The sequence below is a fragment of the Enterococcus sp. 3G6_DIV0642 genome, assembly GCF_002140635.1.
GTDB classification, from domain to species: domain Bacteria; phylum Bacillota; class Bacilli; order Lactobacillales; family Enterococcaceae; genus Enterococcus_D; species Enterococcus_D casseliflavus.
In genome coordinates this window covers 2,558,182-2,581,453 of the sequence record NZ_NGLH01000001.1, presented here as the reverse complement: position 1 = coordinate 2,581,453, position 23,272 = coordinate 2,558,182, and the positions used below count along the sequence as shown (strand labels likewise).

Sequence of the window (23,272 nt, the reverse complement as noted above, 5' to 3'; positions counted from 1 at the left end):
ATCACCTTTCATTTAAAGAAAACTTTTTCGTGCGGCGTAAGGCATGCGTCAGGGGTAAAGCAACGATGCTGCCAAAGACCGTTTGGATCAAATTACTTGGGATCGAGGCGATCCCAGCGCCTAAACCGAATAGCAAAACTGTTGCTGCTGCATAGCCGGCGATCATGATTAAGCTGCCGACAATGACTGCTGCTAGTGGCCGATGGCTCATTCTACCTACGATCCAGCCTTGCACACCATGGATCACGATGGAAAAGAAAGCCCATTCAGGGTAACCTGATAGAAAATCAATGATGCCGCCGCTCATTCCACCGACGAAGGCACCGGCGCTAGGTCCGAACAAAAGGGCCGAGATATAGATCCCTGCTTCACATAAGGTCACAAAGCCCTTCGTTTGCGGAACAGGAATGATAAAGGTCAAAGAAAGTGCACACGTGAGTGCCGTCAGCATAGCGATCGTCGTTAGGTTTCTTACTTTCATAGGTGTTCCTCCTTTTTAAAATAGGCGAGCTGATTGACGTTGCCAGAGGTACCTAAAGGCAAACCGTCTTCAATCCCTGCCCAAACAAATGCTTTTGCGGTTTGGATAGCTGCTTCCAACGAAGTGCCTTTAGCAAGCATTGCGGCAATCGCTGATGAGAGGGTACAGCCAGCACCGTTGGTTGTGGTTCGCGTACTTTTTTCTGCCTCAAAAACGGTAAATTGTCCTTCTTGATACAAAACATCATAGGCTGTTTCCCCAGTTAGTCGACTGCCACCTTTGATCAGAACATTTGGGGCACCAAGCGCATGGATTTTTTTTGCCGCCGTTTTCATCTCTGCTAAAGAGGTAATGCTTTGTCCAGATAAGTGTTGTGCTTCGAGCAGATTAGGTGTCACTAATGCTGTGTAAGGAAACAATGAGATCAATCCTGCTTGATAGGAGTGGTTAAAGGCAGTATCTCCTTCTTTGAAGGCGAGAACGGGATCGAGCACGATCGGTCCGGTAAATGTTTGTAAAAAAACTCGCAGCAATTCAATGATGGCCGTTTGATGAAGCAGCCCGATTTTGATTGCATCTAGGGATACGACCGAGCGCAGTGAATCCAGCTGTGCTTGGATCACAGGCTCAGGGAGATCATGGAACATAAGATCATCCTTGATGGCGACCACACATGTTAATAGGGCATGGCCAAACACCCCGAATTCCTCAAATGTTTTCAAATCAGCCGTCATGCCGCCACCTGCCAAACTGTCGAGACCGGCGATCGATAAGACTTGTTTCATGTCTGCTGCTCCTTTCATTTCTCATTTCTTTCTATTATAAACAGTCGGTAAAAAAGAAAAACGGCCAATTGGATGTTTTTTCCTCATCCAATTGACCATTTGCTTATTTCTCATTTAGTAAATCTCGCTCACGATACCATTCATCGGGACGCCAGATCCATTCAAAGCCATCGGCAGCTAAGAGATCATAGGCTGCTTGGGGGCCCATCGTTCCTGCGGCATAGTTTGGAAAATCAGGTGTTTCTTGGTCCCAAGCGTGACGGATCACATCAACGATGCGCCAAGATTGGGCAACTTCATCCCAGTGGGTAAAGTTAGTGCCATCACCGTTCAAGGCATCTAGAATCAGTTTTTCGTAAGCTTCAGGGGTGTTTTCGACGATTTCAGTACTATTTCGGTAATCGAGCTTCACTGGCAATGTCTCAAACCCTTGGCCAATTTCTTTTCCGTTCAAGGAAAGAGAGAAGCCTTCCGTCGGTTGAATGTAAATCGTCAGCACATTCGGTGCCAAACTCTCGATTTGCTTTTGTTCATTTAGGTCTTGCTTAAAGACATTGACTGGGACTTGTTTAAAGACAATGTTGATGCGAGTGCCTTTTTCCGTCAACCGTTTCCCAGTGCGCACATAAAATGGTACGCCGGACCAGCGGAAGTTATCGATCAAAAATTTCCCAGCAACGAAGGTTTCCGTTGCCGATTCTTCATCCACATTGGCTTCTTCACGGTAGCCAACAAATTTCTTGTCTTCTAATTGTCCTTTATCGTATTGCCCACGAACGAAGTGTTGTTTCACTTCTTCTTCGGAGTAGATACGGATCGCATTTAAGGCTTTGATTTTTTCTGTCCGTAATTCTTTTTCAGAAAAAGCCACTGGCGGTTCCATGGCTAATAAGGAAAGAATCTGCAGAATATGATTTTGGACCATATCCTTCAAGGCACCGCTCTTATCATAATAGCCGCCGCGTTCTTCTACGCCTAAGTTTTCTGCGATATTGATCTGAACATTGTCAATGTAACGATTGTTCCACATTGACTCAAAAATGTTATTGGCAAAACGAATCGCAGAAATATTTTGGATCATTTCTTTTCCTAAATAGTGATCGATTCGGTAGATTTCTTGTTCCGTAAAGACTTGATTGATCTCTTCATTCAATTCTTTTGCTGAATTATAGTCGCTTCCAAACGGTTTCTCGATGATCACCCGATGGTAGCCGTCAGTATCCAGCATTCCTTGGGATTTCAAGTGAGAAACGATCGTCCCAAAGAAATTAGGGGACATTGCTAAGTAAAAAATCTGATTGCCTTCTAAATGGTATTTCTGATCTAAGGTTTCCGCCAAATCCTTTAATGAATCATAATGGCTCGTATCTGTTACATCATGTGATTGGTAGTAGAAATGAGAAGCGAATGTCTCTGCTTGTTCTTGTGAGTCACTCAACTCTTTGATTGTACCCATCACCACTTCACGATAGTGTTCATCCGACCAAGGACGGCGTGCAGTACCAATGACTGCAAAATCTTCTTTCAAATCGCCTTTTTTGTACAACCGAAACAAAGAAGGATATAGTTTGCGTTGGGCAAGGTCGCCCGTACCGCCAAAAATCGTAAAAAGGACCTTTTTTTCCATCATCTTCACTCCTTACAGTTTATCGACAAAAATCGTGCTGGCGGCTTTGTAGCTGACAGCAATTTCTTTTGTGTCATTTTTGATCGTAATCGGACCCTCGTATGCTGCCGCATCGATGATCTCGTATTCTTCATGAATATTCAATTTGATCGAAACGAGATAATCCAGCAGTTCTCGTTCGTCAAGGACACGGGCGATACGAATCTTGGTTCCTACCGGATAAGAACTCATGGTGTTTTTTTCGCCTTCGTGAATGAGTTCTCCTTGTTCAGGAATCATTCCCCCATGTGGGCAATACCGAGGATGATCAAGGTAGGCTTCTAAGCGGCTCGCCAACGTTTCTGAGGTGACATGTTCTAAAACTTCTGCGTCATCATGAACTTCATTCCATGAATAATGCAGGTGCTCCACAAGAAAGACTTCCCATAAACGATGCTTACGAATGAGGGCACTTGCAGAAGCTAAACCAGTTTCAGTCAACTGTACCCCTTGATAAGGTGAATGTTCGACTAAGCCTTCTTTTAATAATTTTGAAATCATTTCACTTACTGAAGCTGCTGAGACGTCCAGACCTGACACGATTTGTTTGTTATTGATCTTCTTTTGGTCACCACCAAGCTCTAAGATGAGCTTTAAATAATCTTCACGATTTGGTGTCATCGGATCCATCCTCTCTTATCAAAGACTATCAAAGTAGATTTTATCAAAAAAGCCAGCTGATTACTATGAAAAAAGCCGCCGGTTCTCAATATTCTATGTAAAAAGAAGACCGAGGGGAGCTACTCCACCTCAGCCTTTTTTTATTAAGCCCAATCACCATTGCGGAAGACAGGAACTGTGGTGCCATCTTCTTTGATGCCATCGATGGACATTTGGTCAGAGCCGACCATGAAGTCTACGTGGGTTTGGCTGCGGTTTAAACCAGCCGCTGCCAGTTCTTCTTCACTCATCTCAGTGCCGCCTTGTAAGCTGAAGGCATAAGCAGAGCCTAAAGCCAAGTGGTTTGAGGCATTTTCATCAAACAACGTATTGAAGAAGATGATGCCAGATTGTGAGATAGGGGAAGGGTCAGGGACTAAAGCGACTTCACCTAAAGATTTCGCTCCTTCATCGATCGCTAGCAATTTGCCTAACACTTCTTCGCCTTGTTCTGCAGAAAAGTCCACGACTTTACCGTCTTTGAAGGTGAATTTCATGCCAGAAATAATCGTTCCTGCGTAGCTCAATGGTTTCGTACTTGAAATATAGCCATCGATGCGACGATTATCTGGGGCAGTAAAGACTTCTTCTGTCGGCATGTTCGCCATGAATTTTTCATTGCGGGTGTTGTAGCTGCCAGCACCTTCCCACAAGTGATTTTTTGGTAGGCCGATGATCAAATCGGTACCCGGTGCTGTATAGTGTAATGCGCTGAATTGTTCTTTGTTCAATTCTTCTGCCTTGACTTGCAGTGTTTCATCATGTTTTTTCCAAGCAGCAACAGGATCTTCTTCGTAGATACGCGTCGTTTTGAAAATTTGATCCCATAGCTTGTCTTGTGCTTCTTCTGGGGAAGCATCAGGGAACACTTTTTGTGCCCAATCTTGACCTGCAGCAGCAACAACGGTCCAGCTGACTTTGTTGGCTTGTGTTGCTTGACGCAGTTTCATCATCGCCTTACCAGAAGCTGCTTGGAAAGCGGCGACCCGATCTGAGTCAACGCCCGCTAACGCATCGGGATTGGCAGAAACGACACTGATGCGGCTCGCACCTTTTTCGACCCAATCTTCTGTTTGATCAATTTTGTGTTGAGGGATCGTAGACAAGCGATCCTCAGCTGCATGCGCAAGAAATTCTTTTTGAACCACATCGTCGGTCCATTGAACGATTACTTCATCAGCGCCTAGCTCATACGCTTTTTTTGTCAATAGTCGAGCTAACGGTGCTTGGTCCACGGCGATTTGGATGACGATGGTGTGCCCTTTTTGGACATTTACACCAACTTCTGTGATCAGTTGGGCATATTTTTCAAGGTTCTGATTAAAGTTTGGTAAAACCATTAAAATTCCTCCATTTATTCTAAAATTATAACTGTCTTCATGATAGCACTAAGTATTTTTGAAAACAAACGAAAAAGAGAGCAAAAAAACAGAGGTCTTCAAATTGAAAAACTGAAAACACTAGGGGCAATAATTTTAAAAGTTTTTTTGCAAACTTAAAAAAACATGATACAATAAGTAAAAGGTATTTCTGAAAGCGATGTATAGCAGAATTAAGGAGATTAAAAAATTATGGCAAGAAAGAAAACTATTACTAGAGACCAGATTTTAAAAGCTGCCTATGAAGTTGTCGCAACCGAAGGATTTACACGTTTTACCGCACGCAATATCGCAGCGAAGATGAAATGTTCAACGCAACCGATCTACTTAGAATTTAAAAATATGGATGACTTAAAAAATGCATTGATCAATCAGATTTACGACTACTTAGCGACAGAAGTTTTTCCAGTTGAAAGACGGGGAGATGTCATCGTTGACTTAACGTTAAATTATATTGGCTTTGCAAATAAAGAAAAACGATTATACCGAGCGCTATACTTAGAAGAGCATGGTGGTGGGGATTCCATGCAGCAGTTTTCATTTGACCTTTTTGTGAAATCAGTGAAAAAAGAACCAAAGTATCAAGATCTATCGGACGTGAAATTACAGTCCTTGCATACTGGTGTCTGGATCGTCGCTACTGGCTTAGCGGCATTGATGTCTTCGGGGATCATTCATCCCACAGAAGATCAGATTGCTAAGCTGATGACGGAAACCACCGATAATATTTTAGCAAGAGAAACACCCATCGATATCAGTTATCATTAAGCAAACAAGAAAACCTCCGACAGAATCAAGTGATTTTGTCAGAGGTTTTCTTGTTTTATTCTGCAAATGCTTCCGCTAGCTTTTTGGCAAAGGCTTCTAAGTTTTGAATATCGTCTTCTTCCGCAGCCAAGTCGACCTTGACGCTATCTGCCCCTTTTGTTGCACCTGTCTTACTAAAGACGGCTTCAAAGTCATCGACGGACTTACAAAAGTCATCATAAAAGGTATCGCCAGAGCCGCAGACCCCAAAGATTTTGCCACTTAAATCAAGTTCTTGCAAATCTTCGTAAAAATCGACGATCTCATCAGGCAATTCACCGTCACCGTATGTATAGGTTGCGACGATACAGATATCGGCGTCTTCAAACTCATCGGCATCCACTTGGGTACACTCATTCATTTCAACTTCCATGTCAAGATTTTCAAGGGCTTCAGAAACGATATCTGCAATTTCTTCCGTATTCCCCGTCATGCTTGCATAGACGATTTTTGCTAAAGCCATGGGCTTTTTCCTCCAATCTCATTCCTATTCTCAAGGAAAACTCTCTTACAGATTATAGCAAATGCATGAAAGATTGAAAACAAAACTTGAAAAACTCTTTACAATGTCTGTGAATTTTGTAAAATAAGGGATTTCTATGGTAAAATAAGAGGAATTTAATTAAGGGAGACGAGAACATGATTACATTAAAATCTGCCAGAGAAATTGACCGCATGGCCGAATCCGGCGCGCTGTTAGCAGATGTCCACAAACAATTACGCAGTTTCATCAAACCAGGTATCACGAGTTGGGATATCGAAGTGTTTGTCAGAGATTATATTGAAAGCCACGGCGGCATCGCTGCCCAAATTGGTTTTGAAGATTACAAATATGCCACTTGCTGCAGTATCAATGATGAGATTTGTCACGGGTTTCCTCGAAAAAAACCATTGAAAGACGGCGATCTGATCAAAGTCGACATGTGTATTGATTTAAAAGGCGCCATTTCTGATTCTTGTTGGAGTTATGTCGTAGGGAACTCGACGCCTGAGATCGATCGTTTAATGGAAGTAACCAAAAAAGCATTGTATCTAGGAATCGAACAAGCGCAAGTGGGTAACCGAATCGGTGACATCGGTCATGCCATTCAAACCTATGCGGAAAAAGAAGGCTACGGTGTTGTGCGCGATTTCGTAGGACACGGCATTGGTCCAACGATCCATGAAAGTCCGATGATTCCTCACTACGGAGAAGCCGGCAAAGGGTTACGTTTAAAAGAAGGAATGGTTATTACCATCGAACCTATGATCAATACAGGGACGTGGAAAATGAAAATGGATCCTAACGGCTGGACCGCCTATACTCTAGATGGTGGCTTAAGTTGCCAATATGAACATAGTTTGGCGATCACCAAAGAAGGGCCACGCATTTTGACTTCTCAAGGAGAAGAAGGAACCTACTAAATTTTGGCGGTAGGAGACTTCTGATTGTTACGTATGACAAAGAAAAAAAGGCAGATGATTCGCTGGCGGAGGAAGAAACATGAAAATCGTTGATAAAGTAAAAAGCAATCAAAAGCTGATGCGTTTCATTGAAACAACGCAAAATAGAATAACCGATTCAGAGATGGGGACCACATCGGTCGTCGTCGCCTACTATTTATTGCTTTCACTTTTCCCGTTAATGATTGCGCTGGGAAATCTGTTGCCTTATTTATCGATTGATCCGAACACGGTTTTATCTTATGTACAAGAATTGATCCCTAGTCAAATCTATGACTTTATCGGACCAGCGATCGAAAACCTCCTCACCACAAGCTCTGGCGGGTTATTATCGATCTCCGCCTTGGCTGCGTTGTGGTCTGCGAGTCAAAGTATCAATGCCTTGCAAATTGCGATGAACAAAGCCTTCGGTGTGGACCAGCGTTCCAATTTTGTCGTGGTGCGCGCAGTATCATTTGTGATCATCCTGCTCTTTATGATTGCGATCGTTGGTGTTACGATGGTATTTGGGCTTGGAAAAATCATTCTTGATTTTTTGCAGCCGATTTTTAAGTTTCAAGACAATCTGATCGATACGTTCCAAACAGTCAAATGGCCAGTCACGATCGTTGCTTTGCTGTTTATCATGATGCTGATCTATTGGTTAGTGCCGAATGCAAAGGTCAAGTTGCGTTCGACTTTGCCAGGGGCGATCTTTGCAACGATTGGCTGGATGTTGCTGTCACAAGTGTTTGGCTTATACGCCCGTTACTTTGCTGCGAAAATCATTGGCTATCAAATTATTGGAAGTTTTATTGTTTTAATGATCTGGTTGAATCTTGCTGCGACGATTATTATCTTGGGTGGAATCATCAACGCAGTGGTAGAAGAGTATGTGTCGGGACAAGAGATCAAAGAACGAACAGATCCTGTTCAGCGGATTTCTTCGAAAATCGAAGATACATTTACCAATAAAGAGAAATAACGGAAAGCGAGAATAAACGATGGATTTTGCATTCAAATTTGTAATGCGCTTATTTATAACAATGATCGTGTCTTTATTATTGACACCAGTCATCAAATTGATATCTTGCAAGATTGGTGCAGTTGATCGTCCAGGAGAGCGTCGGATCAATACGAAGACCATGCCTTCAGCTGGGGGATTAAGTATTTTTTTAGCCTTTTCCTTTGCGCTGCTTTGGGAATTTCGAACAATGATCCCTTTCGACTTCGTTTGGCCGATTCTTTTAGGTGCAACAATAGTGGTGATTACAGGATTGTTGGATGATATATTTGAACTGTCGCCAATGCAGAAATTAATAGGTCTGACATTCGCAGCGCTGGAAATTTATTTCGTTGCTGGAATAAAAATCAGCACAGTCACGATTCCTTATTTTGGCTTTATTGATCTGGGATGGTTTGCCTTGCCTATGACTTTGATTTGGATACTGGCAATTACCAATGCGGTGAACTTAATCGATGGTCTCGATGGGTTGGCGAGCGGCGTCTCTATTATCAGTTTGACGACGATAGGGATTATCAGCTATTTCTTTCTGCCGAATTTTGTGGAAGTACCAATGGTCATTTTTACTTTGATCGCAGCAATCATCGGTTTCTTTCCATATAATTTTTATCCAGCAACCATTTTTCTAGGAGATACTGGAGCATTGTTTTTAGGATTTATGATCTCTGTGCTCTCACTACAAGGATTGAAAAACGCAACTTTTATTTCTGTTCTGACGCCCATGTTTATTCTCGGTGTACCGATCACGGATACCGTTTATGCGATGATCCGAAGAAAGTTTAATAAACAGAAGATTTCCTCTGCCGATAAAATGCACTTGCATCATCGATTGTTGTCGTTAGGGTTTTCTCATCGCGGCACAGTGCTAACGATCTATGCCTTAGCATTAGTCTTTTCTTTTATTGCTTTACTAATGAATTACGCGAGCAATACAGCGATTGTTTTATTAATCATTAGCACAGGATTTGGAATTGAGCTGTTTATTGAGCTGATTGGATTAGTCGGTGAAAATCGTCAACCACTCATGTGTGCGTTAAAGTTTCTGGGAAATCGGCGATTCAGACAAAGTGTACTAACTGAACGTGCTGAAAGAAGAAATGCTGATCAAGAAAAAGAAAACAAAGATTTGGCTGCTAATGTTTCTCAGACTAAAGAAAAGCGGCGAAAGAGAAAACATTACCAAGCAAAACACAAAAAATAAACGATGACAGTTGCGGCAAAAGAACCCAACGGATGAAATGGATATTGATAGAAACCAAACGGTAAAAAATCAGGCCGGGAATCCTGATTTTTGCCGAGCAGCTGCGTATCAATGATTCTTAAAAAACAGTGGGGTGCTCTTGCCGCTTTTTTGAAGTGGCAGAAGCAAAGCCGTTTCCTGTCGAATTCTTCCGTCTTGAATTGACGGATCTAGCCCTAAACGTCTATACTTAAAAAGAGCAGCAGACTAATCAAAGAAAGAAGGATATGAACGAATGCCAAATGTGAAACAACTGACGTCAGAAAGAATGGGAACAATTTATGAGCTTTCCAATGATAGCGGTACCATCGTAAGGCTAAGTCCTGAAGGCGCACGCTTATTGGATTGGGTCGTTCCAGTAGAAGAAGGTCGCGACATTGTGGTCGGTTATGACACGATCGAAGGACATCGCCAAGCACGTTATTATGGCGCAACGATCGGCCCTGTGGCGGGAAGGATCGCAGGTACTCGCTTTGAGATCGACGGACAAGAATACCAAACGGAAGACAATGATGGCGGCAATACGCTTCATGGCGGTTCAAAGGGGCTGGATACTGATACATGGATCACTGAAACCTTTGAAGAAGCAGACAAAGCTGGGGTGATTTTTACTACCACACGGCAAGATGGCGATGGCGGGTTTCCTGGGAATGTTCGTTATCAAGTCACCTATACGTTGACGAATGACAATGAACTATTGCTTGCTTATGATGCCAACACTGACAAAGCGACTTTATTTAACCCAACGAACCACGGTTATTTCAATTTGACAGGTGATACCCAACAGCCGATCGATGACCACTTGGTTCAAATCAATGCCGAACATGTGGCTGAAACGAATGACGATGTGACGACGACCGGTGAAAAAACGCCTGTCGCAGGCACAAAGTTTGATTTTAGACAAGAACGCCCGATGGGAACGACGATGTTGGATGATCCGTTCTTATTAGACCATACGCAAGAGTGGGATCTAAAAGTAACCAGTCCCGATCAAAAAGTGCAGCTGACTGTAACTACTGACCGTCCTGCCGTTGTTATTTACACAACGGGTGAGGGAGAAGCTGGTGCATCAATGAAGACTGGTCCTTTTGCCAATCATGGCGGGATGGCGATCGAAACACAAGGTGTTCCTGGTTCTGAGAAATTTACCCACTTTGGTGAGATCGTGTTGCGTCCAGAAGAACCCTTCCACTCTGTGACGACGTATCAGGTCCACTTTTAAGCATAGGAACCAAATCATTTTTAATGAAATAGAAAAAAGCATTGTCAAAACGCAGAAAGTTTGGCGATGCTTTTTTTTGACAAAATACGATTACAAATGTAAACTTAAAAATGTGAATCACTTATGAAAGGAAGTGGACAAATGCAACCTGTGGTCGAACCAATCAAAATCAGCGATTCTGAATGGGAAGTCATGCGTGTGATCTGGACATTAGGACAATCCGACGCGAAAGAGATCACCGCTTTATTGAGCGAAAATAAAAATTGGAAAGCAGCAACGGTCAAGACGCTTTTAGGACGACTCGTCAAAAAAGGCGTATTGAAAACAGAAAGCCAAGGGAAAAAATTTGTTTATTCGCCGCTTGTTTCCGAAGAAGCAACCGTTCGCAGCGCAGCTGAGAATCTTTTTTCTCATATTTGTGCCAAAAAAGTTGGGCAGACATTAGCAGAAATGATCCAAGAAGCAGCATTGACGGCAGAAGATTTGGCGATGCTCCAAGCAGCAGTCGACCAAAAAGTGCCAGTAGCAGCGATCTCATGTAATTGTATTCCTGGTCAGTGCCAATGCAAAACCCATGCAACAAAATAAGTAGCCAACGAACTGTTAAAAGAAATGAGGAATCGTAATGAAAAAAAACATGCAAATCAGCGGAATGAATTGTGCCCATTGTGCCGCAAAAGTTGAAAAAGCGCTTAGTGAAGTACCGGGTGTGAAAAAAGCCAAAGTGGACTTGAAAAAAGCTCGCGGAACAGTCAAGTTTGACGAGTCGCAAGTGACAGAAACAGCCTTAGTCAATGCGGTCTCCGAAGCGGGTTATCAAGGGGTATTTGAGTAAGCAATGGAATTGCTAAAGTGAAAATGAAAAATCAAAACAAATGAAAAGTGTCCAGCCGCTTGAAGCTTTTGTATGAAGGAGCAAGACTGTACGCACATTCAGTGAAATAGGAAGGGGAATACTAGGATGAATCAGAAAAAAACGTCTTCCGCAAGTAATAGACAGACGTCAAGCCATCATAGGCATGAACCTGCTTTGAATGAGCGGGATAATGGTACACAGGGAAAAGAGCAACATGCGCAATCACAAGTGACAGAAGTCCCTGAGCCTAGCCATGAGATGAATGGGATGGATCATCTCATGGCGACATCAAAACAGCCGGAGCATGAAAGCTCCGATAGTAACCATGGTCTTATGGATCATGAAGTGTCCAGCATGGACTATAGCCATAAGGGCCATGAGATATCTGGCATGGATCACGGCCATAAGGACCATGAGATGTCTGGTATGAATCATAGTCACATGAATCATGAGATGTCTGGTATGGATCATAGTCATATGGATCATGGAATGGGTGGCATGGATCATAGTATGCATATGGGAAATTTTAAGCAAAAGTTTTGGCTATCCTTGGTTTTGGCGATTCCAATCGTCATTTTATCACCAATGATGGGCATCGAATTGCCCTTTCAGTTCACGTTTCCTGGCTCAGATTGGGTCGTATTGCTTTTAGGAACGATCCTGTTTTTCTATGGAGGGCAGCCGTTTTTAAGTGGTGCGAAAATGGAATTGAAACAAAAAAGCCCAGCCATGATGACGTTGATTGCTATGGGGATCACGGTTTCTTATTTTTATAGTCTTTACGCATTTATCGCCAATCATTTTCTTGCTGTTCCTCATGTAATGGATTTCTTCTGGGAACTAGCGACTTTGATCGTGATCATGTTGTTGGGCCATTGGATCGAGATGAATGCCGTTTCTAATGCTGGCAATGCATTACAGAAATTAGCAGAACTATTGCCAAAAGAAGTGATTCGGAAAAATGCGGATGGATCAGAAGAACAGATTCCATTAGAAGAAGTGACCAACAAAACACAGTTGATCGTTCACTCAGGAGATAAGATTCCTACCGACGGAACGATCCTTGAAGGAGAAACAACAATCGATGAGTCGGCAGTGACTGGTGAATCCAGACGGGTACCTAAAACCGTCGGCAGTACTGTCATTGGAGGATCTGTCAACGGCAATGGTACCATCACGATGGAAGTCACAGGAACTGGGGAAGACAGCTACTTAGCGAAAGTCATGGAAATGGTGCGAAAAGCCCAAGCAGATAAATCCCGCTTAGAAGCACTTTCGGACAAAGTGGCAAAATGGCTGTTTTATATTGCGTTAGTTGCTGGTGTCTTGGCATTTGCTGTATGGCTGTTTGTTGCTGACCTACCGACTGCTCTTGATCGAATGGTCACGGTGTTCGTCATTGCCTGTCCCCATGCGTTAGGGCTAGCGATTCCCCTCGTAGTTGCTCGTTCGACATCGATCGCTGCCAAAAATGGCTTGCTCTTAAAAAATCGCAACGCACTGGAGAATGCGCATCATGTTGATTATCTGATCCTCGATAAGACCGGTACGTTAACAGAAGGAACGTTTACCGTAACTGGCATCGAGGCGACAGGCAGTCTTTCTGCATCAGAAGTACTAGCTTACCTAGCAGGTCTTGAGAAAACCGCCAATCATCCGATCGCAGAAGGTATTTTAGCCCAAGCTGAAAAGGAAAACATCACAGCCAAAAAGGCGACTGATGTTCAAACAAGGACAGGGATTGGTCTGGAAGGCGTGATCGATGGACAGAAGTGGGTGATCGTCAATCAAAAAGGATTGGAGCAATTAGCCATTCAGTATCAAGGGAACTCCTTGGAAAATTATCAAGAACAGGGCAATACCATCAGCTATTTGGTTCATGACGGAAAAGTGGAAGGAATCGTCGCATTAGGGGATAAGGTGAAACCAGAAGCGAGTCAATTTATTCAAAAAGTGAAAGACTTAGGCATCACACCAGTTATGGCTACTGGAGACAACCAAGAAGCGGCGCAAGCCGTAGCCGGTTACCTAGGAATCGAAGCCTTCCATGCGGCAATGTTGCCAGACGATAAAGAACGTCTAGTCAGTGACTATGTCAAAGAGGGCAAGCACGTCGTAATGGTAGGCGATGGAATCAATGACGCCCCAAGTCTTGCAAGAGCGACGATCGGGATTGCGATCGGAGCGGGTACCGATGTAGCGATCGATTCAGCCGATGTCGTTTTGACGAATAGCGAACCTCAAGACATCTTGCACTTCTTGACTTTGGCGAAAAAAACAAGACGCAAGATGATTCAAAATCTCTGGTGGGGCGCAGGATATAATATTTTTGCCATTCCTTTGGCAGCTGGCGTCCTCGCACCGATCGGGATCATTTTGAACCCAGCAGTCGGAGCTGTCTTGATGTCTATGAGCACGATCATCGTTGCCATCAATGCAATGACCTTATCAATCGAAAAAAGCGGCGATTAGCCGCTTTTTTGTTTCTTTTCCTAGGAGCAGTGAAATACCTCTATAATCTGCTTCTGGATTTATGCTATAATGTGTTCGTTGAGACAAGGAGGACGTTGATTATGGAACTGAAGAAATTGGATGTTCCCACTACTTCAATTACTGAAGTAAAAAAATCTCCGATGGATGTATTTAATCAAGCGCGAGAAGCAGGAACAGCAGTATATGTATTCAATCGTGAAAAAGTGGCGGGGGTCATGTTGACACAAGAACAGTATGAAACGTTATTGCAGGAATTAGATTATTTGCGTCAGCGACCGATGATGGAAGAAGAACCCGAACAGCCGCCAGTGGCAGGGCTAGAGGAATTCTTACAAATCATGCGGCAAGCGCTGATCACCGGTGCGAGCATCTCGGCAAAAAATTTAGATGAGCGAATGGTGGCGTTAGGGTTCATCACTCGTAAAACTGGTTTTGGCGGTGTCGTTGACATGGTGAACGAATTGAAAGAAACAGGCAAGATCGTTTACCAGCTACGTAAAAAACAAGATGGTAAATCGGTGACCGCTGAAGTCATTGGAGAACAAGACAATCAAACGCAATTATTTGATAAATTGATCATCAAAAAAATCTTTCTAAAAGAAAAATAAACGCTGGAACTTGTCCCAGCGTTTCAGACGGTAGACAAAGTACGGATGTGTTCGTACTTTGTCTTTTTTTCTATAAAATACTGGAGCTTGTTAATTTTTTTAAAACTGTGAAAGATATTGCTCATCCAACCAACAAAAGTTCCAGCCAGTTACAGACTAGGTTTTAAGTCAGCCAGTAAGTTTTCCCGTCTTTCGTCCGTTGCATAAATCCGTATTCGATCAAATAACGTCGGACAGTGACGTAATCGGTGATCGCTTGCTTTAATACATCGTTTACGGCAGCTTCTGAATAATTTTTCTTCGGATCAAATTTTTGTGCCAGTACACTCAAGACAACGATCTTGCGCTTTTCTTTGCTGGGAAACTGTTTGATAAACCCCGTTTCATCAAAATAAGTAGCAATGATCTTTTCTCTTTCACTAGCCGTAATGGCATAGCGATCATCAAGCATCGTCGCCCCTTTGTGAGGCGGCAGCAACGGGGTATCTTGCAACAAGGACATGATACTTAAAAAAACAGTCGCTTGTCGCTGTTTTTCTTTTAGTTTAAAGCGATGATTCCTGACGGTCGAAGAAGAGATACCTAAGCGCTGGGCAATCACAGTATCGCTAACATCTTGGGCAAACAGTTGTAAAATCTCCTGTTGGCTTTCTGATAGGCCTGTTTGTTCTTTGGGTAAAGCCAACAATGCGGATAAAACGGTTCCGTGATGCTCAGTGATATGCTGCATCATTCGTTTTTTTGCTGTAAAAAAGGCGCCATCAACGGGATAGATTTCTTCTTTGTCGAAGGTCTCCTGACAAAAGACGCAACAATAATCCGTTGGTGTTGCGACATATCCTTGCTGATAATCAGAAATGGTAAACTCTTGATAAGGTTTCATTTTGGGTTCTCCTTTTATTGTTTATATATATACTAACATAAGTTGAACTTGTTTGTAAATAGACAAACGAATTTATCGTTATTAGATTAATTTCATCCGTTGCTTAAAATCGTCGCCTTTTTGTGTTAGGATTAACAACAATAGCGAATGAATTTGCTTAATTCAAAGGAGTGATACTATGGCAGACGTAAGCCAACGCTTCAATCACGAAGTGTACAATATAGCTGTTTCATTGATTCGTAAATTTGATGAACGGGTTTCTTCAATTCCTGATATTTTAAAGTTAACGTTAGGCGAGCCGGATTTCAACACACCGGAGCACGTGAAAAAATCGGGTGTCCAAGCAATCGAACAAAATTTCAGCCACTATTCTGGAATGGCAGGCTTAGCAGATGTTCGGCAAGCAGCCAGTCTCTTTTTGAAAAATAAATATCAGCTTGATTACGACTTTCAATCAGAAGTATTAGTGACGATCGGTGCAACGGAAGCAATCTCAGCTTCTTTATTAGCCACGTTAGAACCTGGTGATAAAGTGATTCTACCAGCACCAATTTATCCAGGCTATGAACCAGTCATCCATTTAGCTCATGCCAAACCGATTTATCTTGATACGACGGATAATGAGTTTGTTTTAGCGCCAGAAGTTTTGGAAGCAGCCTTAAAAGAACATGGGGAGCAAGTCAAGGCAGTCATTTTAAATTATCCTAGCAATCCAACAGGGGTCGTTTATACCCGAGAACAAGTCAAAGCATTGGCAGAAGTTTTAGAAAAATACCCCGTTTTTGTTATTAGCGATGAAATTTATAGTGAGTTGACTTATGATGAAACCCACGTATCCATTGCTGAATACTTGCGGGATCAAACGATTGTAATCAACGGCTTGTCGAAATCACACGCGATGACTGGTTGGCGCGTCGGCTTCATTTTTGCACCAGCAGCGTTGACTGCTCAGATCATTAAGGTCCACCAATACTTAGTGACCGCGGCATCAACGATTTCTCAAAAAGCCGCAGTGCGGGCATTGATCGAAGGCATCAACGATGCAGAAGTCATGAAAGCCGATTACCGTGAACGCAGAGATTACTTGTTTGAAAAGATGACTGCCCTTGGTTTTGAAATGGCGAAGCCATCTGGTGCATTCTACATTTTTGCCAAAATACCAGCAGGTTTCAACCAAGATTCCATGGCTTTTTGTGTCGACTTAGCCGAAAAGAATCAATTAGCAATCATTCCAGGGATCGCCTTTGGTCCCGAAGCAGAAGGCTATGTTCGTTTAAGCTATGCGGCAAGTATGGAAAACTTGGTGGAAGCGATGGATCGCTTGACACGCTATATGCAAAGCAATTGATTCTACAAACGTTTCTTTAGTTCATAAGTGGTTAGATAAAGTAAGCCCCCTCTGATGGATGCAGCGGGGGCTTTTTTAGGCAATCGACGAACTTTACAAAAGATTTACATCACTTTATCGATTCTTTACATGAAATCCATCAAGGGTTTACACCGCCTTGCTAAACTAAGCATATAACGAAAGGAGATTTACTAAATGAAAAAATTGGGACTTTTATTTTTTGCAACTGGATTATTATTAGCTGGCTGTGGGAGCGGTGGCGCAAGCACTGAGAGCAGTCAAGCATCAGGCGGATCTTCATCAGGTGCCGCATCAAATGAAAATGTAGAAATTTTAGCTGTGGGCTCAACGGCATTGCAACCATTAGTTGAAGCAGCAGGTGAAAGCTTCTCAGCAGACAATCCCAATTATACAATTACGGTTCAAGGTGGCGGTAGCGGAACTGGCTTAAGTCAAGTAGAAGCAGGCGCGGTGACGATCGGCAATTCCGATGTGTTTGCGGATGAAAAAGATGGTGTGGATGCCAGCAAATTAGTTGACCATAAAGTAGCCGTAGTTGGTATGGCACCAGTGGTAAATAAAGACGCAGGCGTTACGGACCTTAGCCAACAAGAATTGATCGATATCTTTACAGGCAAAGTGAAGAATTGGTCTGAACTAGGCGGAGCAGATCAAGAAATCTCTGTAATCAACCGCGCATCAGGCAGTGGTACGAGAGCGACCTTTGAAAAATGGGGCTTAGATGGTGCAGAGACGATCCAAACACAAGAGCAAGATTCTTCTGGAACAGTCCGTAAAATCGTTGCTGAAACACCAGGAGCAATCAGCTACCTTGCTTTATCCTATTTGGACGATTCGATCCAAGCGCTGTCTCTTGATGGGGTAGAAGCGACTCCTGAAAATATTGCAGATAACAAATGGCCAATCTGGTCTTACGAGCATATGTACACGAACGGCGAGCCAGATGCAAACGTCAAAGCCTTTCTTGATTACATCATGACAGACGATGTCCAACAAGGAATCGTTATCGAATTAGGTTACTTGCCAATCACTGATATGAAAGTAGAACGCAGTGTAGACGGCGAAGTAACGAATGTTGAATAGTGAAATGACCGAAGAAGGAGAATGCTCCTTCTTTTTTTGTGTTTAAAGCATCAAGAAGATGGTATTGGCTGGTGCTTCATTTGGTAATGAAAAACAACTACAAAAACAGCCGATAACAATTATTCACCTGTTATCGGCTGTTTTTTATCAATATTCATCTTTTTCATGAAGTGGCAAAGTCACCGTAAAGGTAGAACCAATTTTGGGGAAACTGTCAACCTTGATGCTGCCATCTAATAATTTGGTATAGTCTTTAACGATAGCCAGCCCAAGTCCAGTGCCGCCAGAATTGCGAGCGCGGGCTTTGTCCACCCGATAAAACCGCTCAAAAATCCGTTCTTGATCTTCTTCATCGATGCCGATGCCTTGATCCTGCACTTGAAATAGCAGCTGGCCGTCTTGCTCTGAATAGGATAATGTGATGACCCCACCAGGTTTTGAATAGGTGACAGCATTTTCTACCAGATTTTTTACGATGGGCTGCAGCAGCTCTTTTTTGGTAGATAAAATGAAGTGTTCGGGTCCTTCAAATTGAAAGGTCAATTGCTTCTTAGCAGCTGCGGGACCATAGGTTTGAACGACTTGTTGCAGCAGCTCAGAAAAGTTGATCGGTTGGTCGACATACTGGAAAGAATCACTGTCTTGAGACAGTTGGATGATATCTTGTATTAGATTTTTCAAGCGATAAGCATCTTTTTGAATGATCTCTAAAAAGGTCTGCAACGTTTCTGGGTCTTCTTTGGCGCCGTCCAGCAGTGTTTCGGTAAACCCAATCAAGGAAGTTACCGGCGTTTTTAATTCATGGGAAACATTGCCGACAAAATCTTTTTGCATTTTTTCTAATTGTCGAATGCGCGTCAAGTCATAAGAAATACCAATCAACTGGTTTTCTTGGAAGCTTCGCAAGGTAACATCCAAGACTTTTGAACGTTCCCCGCTAAGGGTGGTTTCCGCATGGAAAATAGGGGTCTCGTCGTTAAATTGATAGATCAATTGGATCAGTTGTGTGTCATGAATCACTTCAGTGAAGGGCTGCGGCAAGGTTGGCGCAGTTTCCATCCCCAACTGTTCTTGCATCGTCGGATTCAACAGCAGCAGTTGATTTTCTTCATTAATGATAAAGACACCGATCATCAGTTCACTGAGCAGTCCATACAACTGTTGTTCAGATGCCGCATAGGCCCGGTAGGTCTGGCTCATTTGTTCGCTCAGCTGATTGATCAGTTGATACAACTCGTCATGTTCAGGGGTTTCTTGCATAATGATTGCTTGTTGATCGGGCGAGGTGATCATTTTTTTTACGACGGGCAGAATCGTTTGGATTGGACGATTCCGCTGACGCAGCGTGTGAAAAATCAGCAGGCTGATCAAGAAACAAAAGACAAGATAGACAATCAAGATCGATTGCTTGATTCCTTGGTTTTTCGTAAAAAAAGCAGCAGTCGGTTCTGCGATCCGCAAGATTTGAGTTAAGTTTCCATCTTCTTTGACAGGAATCGCCACATAAAGCAATTCTTCATGCAAGGTGTCGCTTTCCCGCAACGATTGACCAACGGCGCTTCCGCGCAAAACGGCTTGAACCTCTGGACGATCGGAGCGGTTTTCATGGAGGGTATGATCATAAGTATCGAAAATGATTTGGCCTTGATCATCTAACAAAGTGATGCGGCTATTGCTGTCTTGAACATAGGCATCGGCAAATTGTTCGAGCGCTGCGGTTTGGTTATCTGAGAGATTCAAAAACACAGCGGCTTTCTCTTGCAGAAAATCCACTTGCTGGGCGATGACTTGCTGACGGTAAAAACTGCTTAGAACTTGCCAACACAGGAAAAAAATCAGCAATAGACCGATTGACCATAAACCATAGCCATAGCGTTTTTTCATTGGGTCGGCTCCTGAAATTTATACCCAAATCCTCGAACGGTCACCAAGTATTCTGGACGCTTGGGATCAGCTTCCAATTTTTCTCTTAAATGACTGATGTGAACATCCACGATGCGACTTTGTCCATCAAAGTCAAAATTCCAAATACGATTGAGTAAGGTATCGCGATCGATCACGCGGCCTTTACGTTTCATAAAGTAAACCAGCAGCTCGAACTCTTTCGGTGTCAGGAAGATTTTCTCCCCATTCACACTGACCTGGAAATTGGTCAGATCGGCTTGAATTCCGCCGATTTGCAAGATTTCTGCAGGTTGATCTTCTTCTCGTGCTTGTTGACGAGGTTCTAAGCGACGGAAGATGGCCTTCATTCGAGCCAATACTTCTCGAGGGCTGAAGGGTTTCGTCAAGTAGTCGTCAGCCCCGATCTCTAAGCCCAAGATCCGGTCGATCGGATCATCTTTTGCGGTCAAGACGAGGATCGGTGTCTCGATTTTTTCTTGACGTAATTTCTTTGTGATTTCGATACCGTCCAAATTCGGCAGCATGACATCCAAGATGATAAAGTCAAAAGGTTTTGACAACGCCAAGTCGAAGGCTTTTTGACCATCTGAGGCGGAAACGACTTGGTAGCCCTCTTTTTCTAAATTAAAGGTTAAAAGTGTGACGATTGAAGGTTCATCATCGACAACGAGTATTTTTTTCATGATAGACTCCTTTCGTTTCTTTTTTTCAAGAAACGATTAAATTTCAACGAACAAGTCCTATTTTAGCATGAATAGACAATTGGTACTATTGCAACCACTAAATAAATGCTATAATAAAGGACGATTTCATAGGAAAGCTGAGGGTGCTAAATGATTGGAATCAGTGCGTGTCTAGGCGGTGCCCTTTGCCGCTACGATGGAAAACATCAAGCAGTACCACAATTGATCGAACTTGTTCGTGCGGGTCAAGCAATGATGGTCTGTCCAGAAGTTCTTGGCGGCTTGCCGATTCCACGCGAACCGGCCGAAATCGTCGGTGGCGATGGGGTGGATGTTTGGGCGCAACGAGCGAAGGTCGTCACCATTTCAGGAGAAGACGTGACGGAACAATTTACTAAAGGCGCGAAAATTGCTTATCAAAAATTACAAGAGCAAGGCATCACCCAACTGATCTTAAAAGAGAAAAGTCCCTCTTGTGGCAGTCAGACGATTTATGATGGCAATTTTTCTGGAATCAAAAAAACAGGGGTCGGTGTCGCTTGTGCCTATTTTCGACAACAAGGCATGACTGTTTTGTCCGATGTCGAATGGCTTGCAAAACAGGAGGAAGCAAATGGAAATTGAAAAGACCAATCGCATGAATGCGTTGTTTGAGTTTTATTCCACGTTATTGACGGAAAAACAGATGAATTACATGGAATTGTATTACGCAGATGATTTTTCTCTAGGAGAAATCGCTGAAGAGTATCAAGTTAGCCGTCAAGCAGTCTATGACAACATCAAACGCACCGAACGTATTTTAGAAGACTATGAAAAAAAACTACATATGTTTTCGGATTATATCATGCGGGAAGACTTGCTGGACCAGCTAAGCGAGTATACGAAAACCCACTATCCAAAAGACGAAACCTTACAGGGGTTTATTCAACAGCTCCAAGAAATTGAAGAATAAAGGAATGAAAAAAAATGGCATTTGAAAGTTTAACTGAACGCCTCCAGCAGGCAATGAGCAAACTGCGCAGAAAAGGAAAAGTATCTGAAGCAGATGTAAAAGAAATGATGCGTGAGATTCGTCTAGCTTTATTAGAAGCCGACGTCAATCTACAAGTTGTAAAAGAGTTTACCAAAAATGTCCGTGAACGGGCAGTGGGGGTAGAAGTATTAGAAAGCCTATCTCCAGCGCAACAAATCGTTAAGATCGTTGATGAAGAATTAACCAAAACATTAGGATCAGAAACAGTTGGGATCGAAAAATCACCGAAGATCCCAACGATCATCATGATGGCTGGTTTGCAAGGGGCAGGGAAAACCACCTTTGCTGGGAAATTAGCCAACCATTTGATCAAAACCGAAAACGCACGTCCATTAATGATCGCTGGTGACGTGTACCGACCAGCTGCGATCGACCAGTTGAAAGTATTAGGGCAACAATTGGATGTACCTGTTTTTGATATGGGAACTGATGTCAGTCCAGTTGAAATCGTCCGCCAAGGATTGGCTTTGGCTCGGGAAAAGAAAAATGACTACGTTTTGATCGATACGGCGGGTCGTTTGCATATCGACGAAAACTTGATGGAAGAGCTAAAACAAATCAAGGACTTGGCACAGCCAAATGAAATTTTACTGGTAGTGGATGCGATGACAGGACAAGATGCTGTCAACGTGGCGGAAAGCTTCAATCAACAACTGGGGATCACAGGGGTAGTCATCACCAAGCTAGATGGCGATACTCGTGGCGGGGCGGCATTGTCGATTCGTCAAGTTACGGGCGCTCCAATCAAGTTCACTGGTACCGGTGAAAAATTGACTGACCTTGAAGTATTCCATCCAGATCGGATGTCTAGTCGGATTCTCGGTATGGGTGATATGCTGACTTTGATCGAAAAAGCACAGCAAGATTACGACGAGAAAAAAGCAGAAGAACTTGCTCAAAAAATGAAGGAAAACTCCTTCGACTTCAATGACTTTGTTGAACAGATCGATCAAGTCATGGGCATGGGCCCAATTGAAGATCTTTTGAAAATGATTCCGGGAATGAGCCAAATGCCTGGCATCGAGAACGTCAAAGTTGATCCAAAACAAATTGCCCGTCAGAAAGCCATGGTTTATTCTATGACACCAGCTGAACGGGAAAATCCTGATTTGTTGAATCCAAGCCGTCGCCGCCGTATTGCTGCTGGTTCTGGAAACAGTGTCGTCGAAGTCAACCGTATGATCAAACAATTCAAAGAATCTCGCAAAATGATGCAGCAAATGAGTAAAGGGAATATGAACATTCCTGGCATGGATCAAATGTTTGGCGGTGGGGTCAAAGGGAAACTTGGAAAAATGGCCATGAACCGCATGGTCAAGAAACAAAAGAAGAAAAAGAAAAAACGCAAATAATCGTTTAACACTGATAGGAACTGAGAACTGAACCTTATCTTTGTGTAATTAAAAAACATGATCTGAAAAGGCACCAAATCGAGAAGCTGTACCTGCTGATTCTAGCAACTGCAGCTCCTCAGATTGCCTTCTTCAGGTCATGTTTTTTTATGCTCACAGCGTCCTCTTTAAATGAACTCCTTCAAAGAACATCAAATAAAACATCTAGAGAACATCCTTTTTTATAGAGAAAGCCAGCTTTCTACCGAATATCTCAAATCGTCCAAGAGTCAAAAATAGCGATCAACTATCGTTGCGGACAACTCTAATAATAGGATAGAA

At 43.0% G+C, this 23,272-nt stretch carries 23 protein-coding genes; 14 read left to right on the top strand and 9 right to left on the bottom strand.

Annotated features, from left to right (window positions below):
* Position 1: 1 nt before the first annotated feature.
* The 5 genes from A5878_RS12460 to A5878_RS12440 form a co-directional block, all read right to left on the bottom strand.
* Positions 2 to 481 (bottom strand): ECF transporter S component, encoded by a 480-nt coding sequence (locus A5878_RS12460; protein WP_015510153.1) that lies wholly within the window; start codon positions 479 to 481, stop codon positions 2 to 4.
* Positions 478 to 1,266: a bifunctional hydroxymethylpyrimidine kinase/phosphomethylpyrimidine kinase gene (gene thiD, locus A5878_RS12455; RefSeq protein ID WP_060792544.1), complete on the bottom strand. Its 789-nt coding sequence runs from the start codon at positions 1,264 to 1,266 to the stop codon at positions 478 to 480. Before thiD ends, A5878_RS12460 begins: the two co-directional genes overlap by 4 nt.
* A gap of 103 nt (positions 1,267 to 1,369) precedes the next feature.
* Positions 1,370 to 2,896 carry a glucose-6-phosphate dehydrogenase gene (gene zwf / locus A5878_RS12450; protein ID WP_010749749.1) on the bottom strand — a complete coding sequence of 509 codons (1,527 nt, stop codon included), beginning with the start codon at positions 2,894 to 2,896 and terminating at the stop codon, positions 1,370 to 1,372.
* A gap of 9 nt (positions 2,897 to 2,905) precedes the next feature.
* On the bottom strand, positions 2,906 to 3,553 hold the full coding sequence (locus tag A5878_RS12445; RefSeq protein WP_015510150.1) for a metal-dependent transcriptional regulator: 648 nt from the start codon (positions 3,551 to 3,553) through the stop codon (positions 2,906 to 2,908).
* A gap of 143 nt (positions 3,554 to 3,696) precedes the next feature.
* Entirely contained in the window at positions 3,697 to 4,932 is a 1,236-nt protein-coding gene (locus A5878_RS12440; RefSeq protein ID WP_015510149.1) for an aminopeptidase, read from the bottom strand.
* Positions 4,933 to 5,163: 231 nt separating this feature from the next.
* Between A5878_RS12440 and A5878_RS12435 the strand changes: the two genes are divergently transcribed.
* Complete coding sequence (locus A5878_RS12435; protein WP_005228861.1) at positions 5,164 to 5,739, top strand: TetR/AcrR family transcriptional regulator; 576 nt, start codon at positions 5,164 to 5,166, stop codon at positions 5,737 to 5,739.
* A 55-nt stretch (positions 5,740 to 5,794) separates the two neighbouring features.
* On the opposite strand, the gene A5878_RS12430 is transcribed toward A5878_RS12435, so the two are convergent.
* Complete coding sequence (locus tag A5878_RS12430) at positions 5,795 to 6,241, bottom strand: flavodoxin (protein WP_015510148.1); 447 nt, start codon at positions 6,239 to 6,241, stop codon at positions 5,795 to 5,797.
* A gap of 176 nt (positions 6,242 to 6,417) precedes the next feature.
* Here A5878_RS12430 and map point away from each other — a divergent pair, with 176 nt between their 5' ends.
* From map to A5878_RS12390, 8 genes are all read left to right on the top strand, one after another.
* Positions 6,418 to 7,182 carry a type I methionyl aminopeptidase gene (gene map / locus A5878_RS12425; protein WP_005228863.1) on the top strand — a complete coding sequence of 255 codons (765 nt, stop codon included), beginning with the start codon at positions 6,418 to 6,420 and terminating at the stop codon, positions 7,180 to 7,182.
* A gap of 79 nt (positions 7,183 to 7,261) precedes the next feature.
* Positions 7,262 to 8,185 (top strand): YihY/virulence factor BrkB family protein, encoded by a 924-nt coding sequence (locus tag A5878_RS12420; RefSeq protein ID WP_060792543.1) that lies wholly within the window; start codon positions 7,262 to 7,264, stop codon positions 8,183 to 8,185.
* 19 nt (positions 8,186 to 8,204) lie between these two features.
* The gene (locus A5878_RS12415) at positions 8,205 to 9,425 is read left to right on the top strand and encodes a glycosyltransferase family 4 protein (protein WP_010749745.1); all 1,221 of its coding nucleotides are present in this window, start codon (positions 8,205 to 8,207) and stop codon (positions 9,423 to 9,425) included.
* A gap of 274 nt (positions 9,426 to 9,699) precedes the next feature.
* Positions 9,700 to 10,686: an aldose epimerase family protein gene (locus tag A5878_RS12410; RefSeq protein ID WP_015510146.1), complete on the top strand. Its 987-nt coding sequence runs from the start codon at positions 9,700 to 9,702 to the stop codon at positions 10,684 to 10,686.
* Positions 10,687 to 10,827: 141 nt separating this feature from the next.
* The gene (locus A5878_RS12405) at positions 10,828 to 11,274 is read left to right on the top strand and encodes a CopY/TcrY family copper transport repressor (protein ID WP_060792542.1); all 447 of its coding nucleotides are present in this window, start codon (positions 10,828 to 10,830) and stop codon (positions 11,272 to 11,274) included.
* A 37-nt stretch (positions 11,275 to 11,311) separates the two neighbouring features.
* Positions 11,312 to 11,521 (top strand): copper chaperone CopZ, encoded by a 210-nt coding sequence (gene copZ / locus A5878_RS12400; RefSeq protein ID WP_060792541.1) that lies wholly within the window; start codon positions 11,312 to 11,314, stop codon positions 11,519 to 11,521.
* 126 nt (positions 11,522 to 11,647) lie between these two features.
* Positions 11,648 to 14,014: a heavy metal translocating P-type ATPase gene (locus A5878_RS12395; protein WP_060792540.1), complete on the top strand. Its 2,367-nt coding sequence runs from the start codon at positions 11,648 to 11,650 to the stop codon at positions 14,012 to 14,014.
* 101 nt (positions 14,015 to 14,115) lie between these two features.
* A complete protein-coding gene (locus tag A5878_RS12390; RefSeq protein WP_010749742.1) occupies positions 14,116 to 14,643 on the top strand; it encodes a hypothetical protein in 528 nt (175 codons plus the stop codon).
* Positions 14,644 to 14,806: 163 nt separating this feature from the next.
* Here A5878_RS12390 and A5878_RS12385 read toward each other — a convergent pair whose 3' ends face one another.
* On the bottom strand, positions 14,807 to 15,526 hold the full coding sequence (locus A5878_RS12385; protein WP_010749741.1) for a DUF2087 domain-containing protein: 720 nt from the start codon (positions 15,524 to 15,526) through the stop codon (positions 14,807 to 14,809).
* Positions 15,527 to 15,704: 178 nt separating this feature from the next.
* Between A5878_RS12385 and A5878_RS12380 the strand changes: the two genes are divergently transcribed.
* Both A5878_RS12380 and A5878_RS12375 read left to right on the top strand, forming a co-directional pair.
* Positions 15,705 to 16,874, top strand: coding sequence for a pyridoxal phosphate-dependent aminotransferase (locus tag A5878_RS12380; RefSeq protein WP_060792539.1), 1,170 nt, complete (start codon positions 15,705 to 15,707; stop codon positions 16,872 to 16,874).
* Between the two features lie 195 nt (positions 16,875 to 17,069).
* Entirely contained in the window at positions 17,070 to 17,978 is a 909-nt protein-coding gene (locus tag A5878_RS12375; protein ID WP_060792538.1) for a phosphate ABC transporter substrate-binding protein PstS family protein, read from the top strand.
* Positions 17,979 to 18,125: 147 nt separating this feature from the next.
* Here A5878_RS12375 and pnpS read toward each other — a convergent pair whose 3' ends face one another.
* Positions 18,126 to 19,862: a two-component system histidine kinase PnpS gene (pnpS, locus tag A5878_RS12370; RefSeq protein WP_060792537.1), complete on the bottom strand. Its 1,737-nt coding sequence runs from the start codon at positions 19,860 to 19,862 to the stop codon at positions 18,126 to 18,128.
* Positions 19,859 to 20,566 (bottom strand): response regulator transcription factor, encoded by a 708-nt coding sequence (locus A5878_RS12365; RefSeq protein ID WP_010749737.1) that lies wholly within the window; start codon positions 20,564 to 20,566, stop codon positions 19,859 to 19,861. The genes pnpS and A5878_RS12365 overlap by 4 nt, the downstream gene beginning before the upstream one ends.
* A gap of 150 nt (positions 20,567 to 20,716) precedes the next feature.
* Here A5878_RS12365 and A5878_RS12360 point away from each other — a divergent pair, with 150 nt between their 5' ends.
* Genes A5878_RS12360 through ffh form a run of 3 tightly spaced genes read left to right on the top strand, consistent with a single transcriptional unit; the run spans position 20,717 to position 22,951 of the window.
* Positions 20,717 to 21,190 (top strand): DUF523 domain-containing protein, encoded by a 474-nt coding sequence (locus A5878_RS12360; RefSeq protein ID WP_016608717.1) that lies wholly within the window; start codon positions 20,717 to 20,719, stop codon positions 21,188 to 21,190.
* A complete protein-coding gene (locus A5878_RS12355) occupies positions 21,180 to 21,518 on the top strand; it encodes a putative DNA-binding protein (RefSeq protein ID WP_005228897.1) in 339 nt (112 codons plus the stop codon). The genes A5878_RS12360 and A5878_RS12355 overlap by 11 nt, the downstream gene beginning before the upstream one ends.
* A gap of 14 nt (positions 21,519 to 21,532) precedes the next feature.
* Positions 21,533 to 22,951 carry a signal recognition particle protein gene (gene ffh / locus A5878_RS12350; protein WP_005228902.1) on the top strand — a complete coding sequence of 473 codons (1,419 nt, stop codon included), beginning with the start codon at positions 21,533 to 21,535 and terminating at the stop codon, positions 22,949 to 22,951.
* Positions 22,952 to 23,272 lie beyond the last annotated feature (321 nt).

What these genes read in the sequence shown, in the direction of transcription:
- A5878_RS12405 (WP_060792542.1), top strand. Translation starts at nt 10,828, where the DNA reads ATGCAACCTGTGGTCGAACCAATCAAAATCAGCGATTCTGAATGGGAA.
- copZ (WP_060792541.1), top strand. Translation starts at nt 11,312, where the DNA reads ATGAAAAAAAACATGCAAATCAGCGGAATGAATTGTGCCCATTGTGCC.
- ffh (WP_005228902.1), top strand. Translation starts at nt 21,533, where the DNA reads ATGGCATTTGAAAGTTTAACTGAACGCCTCCAGCAGGCAATGAGCAAA.
- A5878_RS12440 (WP_015510149.1), bottom strand. Translation starts at nt 4,932, where the DNA reads ATGGTTTTACCAAACTTTAATCAGAACCTTGAAAAATATGCCCAACTG.
- A5878_RS12385 (WP_010749741.1), bottom strand. Translation starts at nt 15,526, where the DNA reads ATGAAACCTTATCAAGAGTTTACCATTTCTGATTATCAGCAAGGATAT.
- A5878_RS12430 (WP_015510148.1), bottom strand. Translation starts at nt 6,241, where the DNA reads ATGGCTTTAGCAAAAATCGTCTATGCAAGCATGACGGGGAATACGGAA.
- A5878_RS12375 (WP_060792538.1), top strand. Translation starts at nt 17,070, where the DNA reads ATGAAAAAATTGGGACTTTTATTTTTTGCAACTGGATTATTATTAGCT.
- A5878_RS12420 (WP_060792543.1), top strand. Translation starts at nt 7,262, where the DNA reads ATGAAAATCGTTGATAAAGTAAAAAGCAATCAAAAGCTGATGCGTTTC.
- A5878_RS12365 (WP_010749737.1), bottom strand. Translation starts at nt 20,566, where the DNA reads ATGAAAAAAATACTCGTTGTCGATGATGAACCTTCAATCGTCACACTT.
- map (WP_005228863.1), top strand. Translation starts at nt 6,418, where the DNA reads ATGATTACATTAAAATCTGCCAGAGAAATTGACCGCATGGCCGAATCC.
- A5878_RS12445 (WP_015510150.1), bottom strand. Translation starts at nt 3,553, where the DNA reads ATGACACCAAATCGTGAAGATTATTTAAAGCTCATCTTAGAGCTTGGT.
- A5878_RS12360 (WP_016608717.1), top strand. Translation starts at nt 20,717, where the DNA reads ATGATTGGAATCAGTGCGTGTCTAGGCGGTGCCCTTTGCCGCTACGAT.
- thiD (WP_060792544.1), bottom strand. Translation starts at nt 1,266, where the DNA reads ATGAAACAAGTCTTATCGATCGCCGGTCTCGACAGTTTGGCAGGTGGC.
- A5878_RS12390 (WP_010749742.1), top strand. Translation starts at nt 14,116, where the DNA reads ATGGAACTGAAGAAATTGGATGTTCCCACTACTTCAATTACTGAAGTA.
- A5878_RS12410 (WP_015510146.1), top strand. Translation starts at nt 9,700, where the DNA reads ATGCCAAATGTGAAACAACTGACGTCAGAAAGAATGGGAACAATTTAT.
- zwf (WP_010749749.1), bottom strand. Translation starts at nt 2,896, where the DNA reads ATGATGGAAAAAAAGGTCCTTTTTACGATTTTTGGCGGTACGGGCGAC.
- A5878_RS12395 (WP_060792540.1), top strand. Translation starts at nt 11,648, where the DNA reads ATGAATCAGAAAAAAACGTCTTCCGCAAGTAATAGACAGACGTCAAGC.
- A5878_RS12355 (WP_005228897.1), top strand. Translation starts at nt 21,180, where the DNA reads ATGGAAATTGAAAAGACCAATCGCATGAATGCGTTGTTTGAGTTTTAT.
- A5878_RS12380 (WP_060792539.1), top strand. Translation starts at nt 15,705, where the DNA reads ATGGCAGACGTAAGCCAACGCTTCAATCACGAAGTGTACAATATAGCT.
- A5878_RS12460 (WP_015510153.1), bottom strand. Translation starts at nt 481, where the DNA reads ATGAAAGTAAGAAACCTAACGACGATCGCTATGCTGACGGCACTCACG.
- A5878_RS12435 (WP_005228861.1), top strand. Translation starts at nt 5,164, where the DNA reads ATGGCAAGAAAGAAAACTATTACTAGAGACCAGATTTTAAAAGCTGCC.
- A5878_RS12415 (WP_010749745.1), top strand. Translation starts at nt 8,205, where the DNA reads ATGGATTTTGCATTCAAATTTGTAATGCGCTTATTTATAACAATGATC.
- pnpS (WP_060792537.1), bottom strand. Translation starts at nt 19,862, where the DNA reads ATGAAAAAACGCTATGGCTATGGTTTATGGTCAATCGGTCTATTGCTG.